Origin of the sequence: Shinella sp., assembly GCF_049651085.1 — a bacterium.
Lineage (GTDB): Bacteria > Pseudomonadota > Alphaproteobacteria > Rhizobiales > Rhizobiaceae > Shinella.
On the sequence record NZ_JBASBL010000025.1, the window covers coordinates 1 to 9,104 of the forward strand.

9 protein-coding genes are annotated in these 9,104 nt (G+C 61.6%); all 9 read right to left on the reverse strand.

The window, feature by feature from the left end; translation table 11 throughout:
* A partial coding sequence (locus WA950_RS15950) for a hypothetical protein (protein WP_424552704.1) occupies positions 1-424 on the reverse strand: 424 nt, incomplete at its 3' end.
* Complete coding sequence (locus tag WA950_RS15955; protein WP_424552705.1) at positions 424-1,998, reverse strand: hypothetical protein; 1,575 nt, start codon at positions 1,996-1,998, stop codon at positions 424-426. The genes WA950_RS15955 and WA950_RS15950, both read right to left, overlap by 1 nt.
* Positions 1,999-2,013: 15 nt before the next feature.
* Complete coding sequence (locus WA950_RS15960) at positions 2,014-3,534, reverse strand: hypothetical protein (RefSeq protein WP_424552706.1); 1,521 nt, start codon at positions 3,532-3,534, stop codon at positions 2,014-2,016.
* The gene (locus WA950_RS15965) at positions 3,531-5,960 is read right to left on the reverse strand and encodes a phage tail protein (protein WP_424552707.1); all 2,430 of its coding nucleotides are present in this window, start codon (positions 5,958-5,960) and stop codon (positions 3,531-3,533) included. The genes WA950_RS15960 and WA950_RS15965 overlap by 4 nt, the downstream gene beginning before the upstream one ends.
* Positions 5,960-6,364, reverse strand: coding sequence for a DUF6950 family protein (locus tag WA950_RS15970; protein WP_424552708.1), 405 nt, complete (start codon positions 6,362-6,364; stop codon positions 5,960-5,962). Before WA950_RS15970 ends, WA950_RS15965 begins: the two co-directional genes overlap by 1 nt.
* Before the next feature lies 1 nt (position 6,365).
* On the reverse strand, positions 6,366-6,650 hold the full coding sequence (locus WA950_RS15975) for a hypothetical protein (protein ID WP_424552709.1): 285 nt from the start codon (positions 6,648-6,650) through the stop codon (positions 6,366-6,368).
* Positions 6,651-6,693: 43 nt separating this feature from the next.
* Entirely contained in the window at positions 6,694-7,356 is a 663-nt protein-coding gene (locus WA950_RS15980; RefSeq protein WP_424552710.1) for a DUF2163 domain-containing protein, read from the reverse strand.
* A 3-nt stretch (positions 7,357-7,359) separates the two neighbouring features.
* The gene (locus WA950_RS15985) at positions 7,360-7,662 is read right to left on the reverse strand and encodes a hypothetical protein (RefSeq protein WP_424552711.1); all 303 of its coding nucleotides are present in this window, start codon (positions 7,660-7,662) and stop codon (positions 7,360-7,362) included.
* Positions 7,659-9,104: phage head spike fiber domain-containing protein (locus WA950_RS15990; protein ID WP_424552712.1), on the reverse strand; the 1,446-nt coding region annotated here is incomplete at its 5' end. The genes WA950_RS15990 and WA950_RS15985, both read right to left, overlap by 4 nt.

The window sequence follows — 9,104 nt, forward strand, 5'->3', positions numbered from 1 at the left end:
CGAGCGTCCGGTACATCGCGTAGTGCGAAGCCAGCGTCGAGCGAGCCGTCACCGGCGCCGAACTGCCCAACAGGGTATTCATCGTCATGAGGAATATGCTCGTTGACGGGCTGATCGCCTTGATGCCGTTTATGATGGTAGTCGTGCGAGCCTGTGCGTCCGCCAGCGTGCCGGAAACCGCCACGCAATCGTTCATCGAATATTCGATCAAGACGGCATCGGGACGCAGGCCCGCCGCGAGCGGGTAATTTGGAAGGCCGCCCGTACCGCTGCCACCGCCATCCATGCTGAAGTTGAAGTCGCTGACCGTGCTCTGCTTGCCGGCCTGCAAGCTCGCCACGACTTCACGCATGTACGAATGATCGCGCGTTGCGCCGATCGACAAGGAGGTGCCAAGGCAGGCGACCGTGAAATAAGATGCCATCAGCCCTGCCTCTCATCGAACCAGCCGCGCGAATACACGTAGACATTGCCGCCGCCGCTGGACCTCAGATTGATCCGCCGCGCCGCATCTGTCAGGATTTTGATATTGAAGACCGTCGCCGCTGCTCCATAGACACCGACACAATCGTTGATCGTGGCGTCACCGAGATCCTGATCGCAGACCGACAGCACTGCCGCCGATCCCCCTGCCGTGAGGAAAGAGATATCTGCGATGACCTTGATACCAAGAGGCATCTTGTCGAGCGTCACGCTGAAGGACACGTTCGGATTAAAATCGATCTGGGCCGACTCGAATGCATTCAGGTGATAAAACCATCCACCTGTTTGCAAGAATGGGTAAATGTTGGCGCTGGCATCCGTCAGAACAGGGCCAAGCCGACGCCGGGCTGCATAGCCCGAAGGCATGGCCGGGGCAGTCGGGCTGAGTGAGAACAGAGCGTCGACGACATTGGTCGTCGTGTTCTTGATGGCATGAAGGAAGTATGTCTTGTTGGCCGCGACGGTGCCCGTATCAAGACCGCCGGCATTGTTGCCTGCGGCCCATGCTGCATCGATCCGCTTTGTGATGGCCGAGACGAGATCCATATTTGTCGTGTTGGCGGTATTGCGCCTTTGGCCGGGCGAAATCGTGATGTCGTGATCGAGATCGGTCGGAGCATTTGCCAGCGTCATCCCGACCATGATTTCGGGTGAATATCCGGAGGAGGTAAATCGCGGGTCGTCGCCGGAAGCCACCGTCCCGGCTGCGGTACCGACGTTACAGGAAGCCGAATTGCCGAGCACCACGCCCGAGTCCTTGATCACCTTGCCGGTGGTCCCGGCAAAGGTGGCGACCCGATTGAGAGTCGAACTCGCAGGCCCAGTGACGTCGCCCCCGCCGGCTCCGTCGGTTCCCTTGACCGCCATGACCGACCACCAGGCGTTCGAGGTCGTCGGCAGAACCGGCGGTGCGTTGCCGGTGGTCGCCTGAAGCGCGATAAAGGCTGAGCCGTTGTGATAGACGGCATCGTTGCGGGCATAGGCAGTGCCGGCCGCATAGTTGCCGCGCCAGTTGACGAGACCGGCAGGCCCCGCAATACCCTGCTCGCCCTGCGCATAGTTGAACGGCCCGGCCCAATTGCCAGCCGCATCCGCCGACTTGATCCAGAGCCGCGCCGGATTGACCGAGATGTCCAGATAGGCAAAACCCTTCGGCCGGCCGTCATAGAAGGCGCGCCCCGCCGTGTCGCCCTCGGCGTTGTATTTGAAGATCGTGCCGGCCTCCATGCCGGCGAGAAGCCGGGCAAGCGCCGTCGCATTGGCGACGAGCTGCGCATCATGTGCGGTATCGCGGATCAGGGCATAGCTGTAGGTGCCGGTTGCCCCGGTCCACTTCAAGGCCGCCGTGATCTGGGTATTGCTGTCGACGGTCAGGATCGGCAGAGGATTGCCCGCCGCCTGCACGTAGATCGTGCCGCCAACGACAAGCGCGGTCTGCCAGGCCGTGCCAATGCCGGTAACCACGGCGCTGCCGTTCGTCAGGGAGATCATCCCTGCAGAGTAAGGTGTCGTCATGTTCTGGATGTCCTGTTAGGCCGGAATGCCGAGGATGTAGTAACGGATGCCGTAGATCGGCGACGGGTCGTATTCGTAGCTGATCCGGTTCTGGCTCCAGTCCTGCGAGGTCGCGTAGTATCGCCGGATCGGCGCGTCTCGGAACGTGTGGAACACGGCCTGCGTGTTGGTCAGCGTGCAATAGGTGCTGTCGCCACCCATGTTGTAGGACCAGCCGTTCTTGAAGGTGCCGCAAACGTTGACGAAGGGCATGCGAACGCGCTTCGACCAGTTTTCGACCAACGTTGACGAGCCGCTGCGCGAGCCGGCGCCATGGCAGGTCATGTACTTGACCATCGGAAAACAGCCAGCCCCATCGAAATCGATGGCATGGGTCTGCGTGCCGCCCCCGACCGGGATATAGCCTTCCTTCAGGATCTGGATGCACGGCAAGCGACTGTCGATGACGATATCATCGAGCGAAGGATTGGCCGACGCGCCCGGCCGCAAGATCTGGAACACATCCTGAGAGCCGTCATTAAACTGGCGGATCACATCGTTGTTGCCGCTGGTCGGCCCATCAGTGCCCAGGGCATAGATGATGAAGCGGACCCGGCACTCGCCGAACTGGTTGTTGAAATAGATCGTGCTGCCATCGAACCAGTATTCCCCGCCATAGGGCGAAGCGATCGGATTGGCCGGATAGATGATGATGCCGTTTTCATAGAAATGGACATCGGCCACGGCATTTCCCGGTATCGTGATGCCGATATCGTGGGAGCTGACACCAAGAGGACACGACACGTCCGCCGCGCCGATCACCTTCGTCGGATGATTTGCCGTATCGAACGCCATTTGCGTGGGGGTCGCAGTGCGCACGTCAAAACCGGGCTTGGCAATCCGCACGCCCGCGCTGTCGATCTCGATTGCATGCGCCCCATCTACCGGCGCTTGCGGCGCGCCATCAATGATATCGGCCTCGTCGCCGGGAAGTCTCCAGACCACGAGGTTGGAATAAAAGGCCTCGGTCGTCAGGCCGCCCGGCTGCGAGAAGTAGTTGAGGACGTGCGTCCCGTAGTCGATATAGCCGGTGGTCGCATTGTAGTAGACCGTCATATCCGAGCCCCAGCCGAACCACTCACGGCCCGGCGTGCGCCAATTCCCGGCCCGTTGATCGTAACCGGACAGCGCCTCCATCACCAACGACCCGATGAACCGGCCATTGCTGATCCGCCGCGCCTTCACGTCGCAGAGCGGATAGTTGTATGGCAGGCTTGGGAAGTGGGCCTTGCGGATATAGGCGGCCTGACCGACCGGATAGGTCATTTCCCGATACATCGTGTAGTTCGACAGGCCGGAACCGGCTGGTACGAAGGTGTTGCCGCCCACGGCCGGGATAAGCTCAATACTGGTGATCTTGTAGTCGGCCGCCCATTTCGAATTGTAGAGGAAGGAGCCGACATTCTCGTCGGGCTCCAATGCCGGATTGAGCGATCCCTTGGTGATCTTGATCGCCGGCACCCCTGCGTAGTCCAGGCCAAAAAGTGTCTGCGTCATGACTTGAAGATCAACCGCCCATTGTTCAGATCGAAATCGACCTTTTCGTTTTGCGAGAGCAACCGGCCGGAACGAACGAGGCCGATATTGGCAATCTGGAGCTTCAGTTCGCCATTCTCGTAGACGAGCGGCAGGAAGCTGCTGTTGAGGTCACCGGGATTGATGACGACAAACCGATCCGCCATGACGGCGAATTCGGACTGAACCACCCCGCCCTCCTCAACGATCTGGAGGTAGAAGCCGGAGTCCGCCCAGGCATCGCCGGCCGAGACGCGGAGCTGCACCGCAAACCGGGCAAGCGCCCCGGTCTGGTCGGCCGCCGCCGTGAAGCGGACGCGGCCTTGCGCAAACCGGTCATCAACCGCCACCGTAACGTCGGTGATCTGCTCGGCGATGGCCTCCAGCTCGCTCGCCATGACGACGATCTGTTCGTCGAACGCCGCCCGGTTCTGCCCGACCTCGACGGCGAGCCGCCGCCTGCTGGCATCGGCAACCGCACCAAGCAGTTGCTGGTTCGTCAGGATTTGCGCAAGCAGCGGCCGCGTGTCATCAAGGCCACGCTGCAGATCCTCGAACCGGCCAAGCACATCGGCCTTCAGCTCACCAAGCCCGACCTCAAGATCGGCGTTGCCGCCGTCCAGCGAGGTCATGCTAACCCATGCGACATAGCCCGGCGCCGACCGGCCATTGACGATCAGGCGATAGCGGAATTCGTATTCCGTCAGGCTGACAATGCCCTCCTGAACGAAAGCAATCCGGGCATCGGCCGCCACGGTCCGCGAAAAGATGTTCGTCGGCTCGGCCTTGATACGCCACTGGAATTCGACGGAAACCACGGTTGGATAGGGGACCGAGGTCCACGACAGGCGGAACGCAGGATAGGCGCGCCCATCCGAACCGGTGCCAATGACAGGGATAATGGCATAGTCCGGCAGCACGGCGGCGTAGACCGGCTCGCCGGGCGGGAACGGGATGACCGGCGGCAGCACGCCGACAGGGTCATAGATCGCGCCGTCACGCTCGACCAGCGAGAGCGCCACATTGCGCGGCCCGTCGCTGGTCAGCGCCTTGATCTCCCGATCAGCGACCATCCATACCCGGTCGCCATAACGTTTCGAGTTCCAGCGGATCCAGTCGCCGGCCTTGATCGTCTGGAAGCGGGGCCGCACGACGATCTGCGCCGTGGCCTCGTAGCGGTTTTCCTTGTAGTAGATCGCGGCAAGCTGGTTGGCCTGCGCCTTGCTGGGCACGGTCGGCAGCTCGAGCGAGAAATCGCGCGTGCGCCGGTCGAGCGCCACCTGTGCCGCATTGGTCTGGGTGTCATAACCCACCGGCGACCACATATTGTCCGGCTCCGGATAGGTGCCGGAAACCGAGTTCACCACGTCGGCCATAGACTTGAAGCGCTGAAACACAACCGTTTCCGTGCTGATCAGGTCATCGTCGGTGATCGTTTCGACGATGGGCTGATCCGTGCCGATGAGCGGCCAGGAGCCGTCAACGCCATCGACGATGATTCCGCCGCAGGACTGCATGACGGCATCGATGTTGTCGCCATGCGCCAGGTCGGCATCGAAGATCACCGAACAGCGATAGCGCGCCCCGTAGGCGGTTCCCTCGTCGCAGATGTTAGCCGCGATGGCATAGCGATCAACCGGCAGATCGACCGGCGACATTTCCATGCCCATGAACACGTCGCCATTGACCGAGAAGCCCCGGCAATAGTTGTACTCCATGGTCACCGGGTTTTCGGAATACTCATAGGTCGAGTAGTCGCCCCAGCGATGCGGCCCCACGCCGCCGGCCGTCGAATCCTTGCGGACATCGTATAGCCGGGCACCGCGGATCTCGAAGAAGAAGTCGGGGACCTGCTCGACCTTGCCCTGCGTGTATTTGAGGAAGGCAATCAGATAGCAGATACCCGTGCCGACGTGGTTGCTGGTCCACCGGCCATGCGGGTTCGCATTGTCGATGAGCGGGCCATTCGCCGCCGTCTGCGTGCCGTCATACCATTGGAAAGCGATGAGGTTGGCATAGTCGCCTTCGGTGATCGAATAGTAGCCGTCGCCGACGTGCTGCAGGGCGAGTTCCTTGCCGCCCGCCCAGATCCGCGACAGGCCATCGCACGGGAAGTCCGAGAACACGAAGAGCTGCTGCATGATCTCGTTGGCGCTACCATAGGTGTTGACGTAGCAGTCATGGCCGGCAATCCCGACGAGGCCGCAAGCAACCTGCCTCGGCACGTTCTCACCATACTGCCGTTCGAACTGGACGCCGCCGGCCTGCTGCTGCTGCTTGCCGGCGCGGTGCTTCTGCATCTTCGCGCTGATGAGCTGCAAACCGATGCCAAGCACCAGCTTGCCGACAATACCGAGTCCGCCGACGAACGAGCTGACGGCGCCCGCGAAGGCTACGAGAAAACTCATTATTCCACCCTGAAAGCCGCGAGCGCGGCACTCTGCGGCATGAAGACGATTTCTTCCGCGCCGCGTGTCATGAAGCCGAGCGCCGTGAACACGCCGCCCGATAGCTCGCCATTGTTGTCGTAAACGCCGATATCGCCCCGCTGCGCCATCAGCACAGGGACCTCGCGGAACTTCGCCGTAAAGGCGTCCCGGACCGTCTCAAAGCCGTGCCTGCGAAGCTGCTTGGCCGCCCCGGCCGGCGTCTTGTAGCGCCGCGCGTCGGGGAACATCTGGTCGCCCGTCACGGCCTCGACGGCATCGTCGGCGATGAGATAGCAATCAGACAGGCCGTATTGCGCAGGCAACGCCTGATGCATCGCCACAACCGCGTTGAGGCGTTTTTGCCAATCTGGATGTCTGGGCATGTCAGGCCTTGATCGTCAACGTGCCGGCGGCGAGGTCGATCCGCATCTTACGGTTGTGTGATCGCATCGGGCTGGGGATCGTCCGGCGTCTCTGGGCCTCACGAACCGCTCCTGCCACCATCTTCTGCATCGCGGCTTTGTCGAGGTTGAGAGAGATCTCCGACGCTGCTCGTGGCTGCTCAATCGCGATTGCGATCGCCTCCCTTCCCTCTTGTCTAGCAGCGGCGGCGGCAATCGGCATGACAGGGGCAGCAAAGAGCGCCGCGAGGAATGACCTGCGTTTCATGATGATGATCCTTGGTTGTGGTGGGACTGGGCTTTTGGTTGCTCTACCGCCCGCTCGTGTAGAGCCCCTTGAACCCGCCAGCCACGAGGGACTGCCAGGCGTTGCGGTTTGGTGAAGGCTGCGCGCCGGAAGGCCCGGCCCGACCCCAGATCAATTCCACCCTGCCGGCGGTCGCGGCATGCTCGAAAAACAGGTCGCCCGCATCGCGGCGCTTCTGGTCTGCCATGGTCCGAAACCGGCCATTCTTCCGGCTGTAGTCGAGCTGCCGGCCTTCGCAGGCGGCCTCGATATAGGCACCGCCATCAGGCCCGAAACGGTGCTGGATCGTATCGACGTAGCCACGCGCCACCGTCTCGACCTGAAGCAACGCCCAGGTGTCGGGATGGAAATGCGCATCCATGACCCGCACCGGCCGGTCGCGGTAGTCCTCGGCCTCGATCTGCGTCAGCATGGCCGGCGTCAGTCCGTCATCGGGGCTTTCAGCCAGGCGGATTGTGAAATTGCCATCCGCCGTGGTGCCGAGCCCACCGCCGAGGTCGGACACTTCGATCAGGCCGAATGGCTGATAGGTCAGACCACCGTGAACCAGCTCTTCGCGGTCAGCGATGAAGCCGTAGGTACCCGTGCCGAACTCGAAGCGCAGCATCTGGCGCGTGCGGATACGGCCCTCGTCGTAGAGGGCTTTGACATCATTCGATAGCGTCATGGGTCAGGCCCACACCCGGACAGGATTTTCCGGCGTTACAATCATGGTTTCGGGAACCAGCAAGGCGATCTCATCGGTGCAGCGCAGGTTCGCGTGAAACCGCTCGTCGATGACTGGCGGCACGATCTCGACACCTTCGGCATCATATTCACCGGGCGTCGTCACCACATGGCCGATCACATCGAGGGCGAACCCTTCACCGGCCAATATCCAGAAGCGATCACCGGCCCCGTCTTCACCGCGCAAGAAAGGGCACGCGCTGGCGAGCGCCCCGGCATTGCCGGCACGAAGGCAAAGATCGATCATGTCGTGATCTCCTGAAGCTCGGCATCTGACAGCCGGCGCGGGAAGTAGGTGATACGGCGAACCGGAGCGTTCGGCGCGTACCCATTCTGTCCGCGCCCGATTTTCATCTGAGTGACGACGGACTGCCACCATCCCAATCTCGTACCGGCCAGCGCGCCATTCATTGCGCCGCGAGTGTCCGATGCATCGAACGCAACCGCCGTCTTGAATTTAACCCCTGCGGATGGAGAGCCGAGCGGAATGTTGCCGGTCGCCTGACCGCTCGGGGTTTCTCCATGCCAGATCAGCTGACCAGTAGATGCCAAGAGCAAACGGAGGAAGTTCACATAGCTCGGGCTGACTTGGTCGAGTGTGAGGTATGCCGATGTCGGCCGAGACGCAAAAGCCTCCACTACGAACGTACCAGACAAGCCATTGAACCAACCGTCCAGGGGGACGGACAAGCCTTCCGCCGCCCTCGTCGCCGCTGCCGTCGTGGTCGGTATATAGGTCGTCGGGAAGGCGCTAGCTTCGACCTGCCTCCCCCAAAGGCACAAGCCGGAGACACCATCGCCCGTGTAGGAGGAGGACGTGCCGTCTGCCAAACGTATCTCATAGTAGGTGTTGACGGTTGCGGTAGCCGTCAACTTTGCCCAACAACGATACCATCCGTTGCCGCATGGGATCATGCCACGGTCCTCGATCGCAGCGCCTACGACATTTTCAACGATTCCCGTCGATAGGTTGTAGTAGAGCGAGGCGTTTCCAGAAAAGCCGGTAGCTGAAAAGGTGCAAAGGAGCCGACTGCGGCCTGCGGCCTTGGCAAAGACGGAAAAGACATAGGCGGTGCCAGCGGTGATGCCGACGGAGCATCCTACATTGTGGGTGCCAGTTTCCGTATTCTCGATCAACCTGTCAGCTGTCATCTCACCCGTTGGCGAAACTGCAGCATCTGCGGACACGCTCAATCGAACCTTGGTGTATGCGCTCGCGTCCATTGCCTCGGACCACACCGCGAGATTCGTTCTCGGCTCCTCGATCAACAACCCCAACGGCTCCCGCGTCACCGGGTCGTGGTCGATACGCGGCTCATTGATCGCAGCGGTCTTCAAGAGGCCATCAGCCCCGAAATAGGTCGCACTCGATGCCCGCGTGAAATACGGCGCAGCAACGAGCGGCGAGGTGAAGTTGAAATCCATGTCGCGCGGGACGGACCCGACCCCGGCCACCTCGACGAGGCGAAAGGAAACGGAATAGTGCCGCCCGCTGCGCGTCGCCTGATAGCTGTCGGGAACCGGGCGCATCAGCAGGCCGGGACGGTCGAACCGGACCACGGCGCCAGCCTGCGCAATATTGGACGGCGGCGGCGGCTCAACAGAGATCACCCGAATCGTGCCGATACCCGAGGCCTCCGTTACACGCCCGACATACCAGCGGTTGGCATGTTCAAGCCCGATCCGGTC

Bases quoted from the DNA above. Each gene is read 5' to 3' on its own strand.
- WA950_RS15955 (WP_424552705.1), bottom strand. From the start codon at position 1,998: ATGACGACACCTTACTCTGCAGGGATGATCTCCCTGACGAACGGCAGC.
- WA950_RS15960 (WP_424552706.1), bottom strand. From the start codon at position 3,534: ATGACGCAGACACTTTTTGGCCTGGACTACGCAGGGGTGCCGGCGATC.
- WA950_RS15965 (WP_424552707.1), bottom strand. From the start codon at position 5,960: ATGAGTTTTCTCGTAGCCTTCGCGGGCGCCGTCAGCTCGTTCGTCGGC.
- WA950_RS15970 (WP_424552708.1), bottom strand. From the start codon at position 6,364: ATGCCCAGACATCCAGATTGGCAAAAACGCCTCAACGCGGTTGTGGCG.
- WA950_RS15975 (WP_424552709.1), bottom strand. From the start codon at position 6,650: ATGAAACGCAGGTCATTCCTCGCGGCGCTCTTTGCTGCCCCTGTCATG.
- WA950_RS15980 (WP_424552710.1), bottom strand. From the start codon at position 7,356: ATGACGCTATCGAATGATGTCAAAGCCCTCTACGACGAGGGCCGTATC.
- WA950_RS15985 (WP_424552711.1), bottom strand. From the start codon at position 7,662: ATGATCGATCTTTGCCTTCGTGCCGGCAATGCCGGGGCGCTCGCCAGC.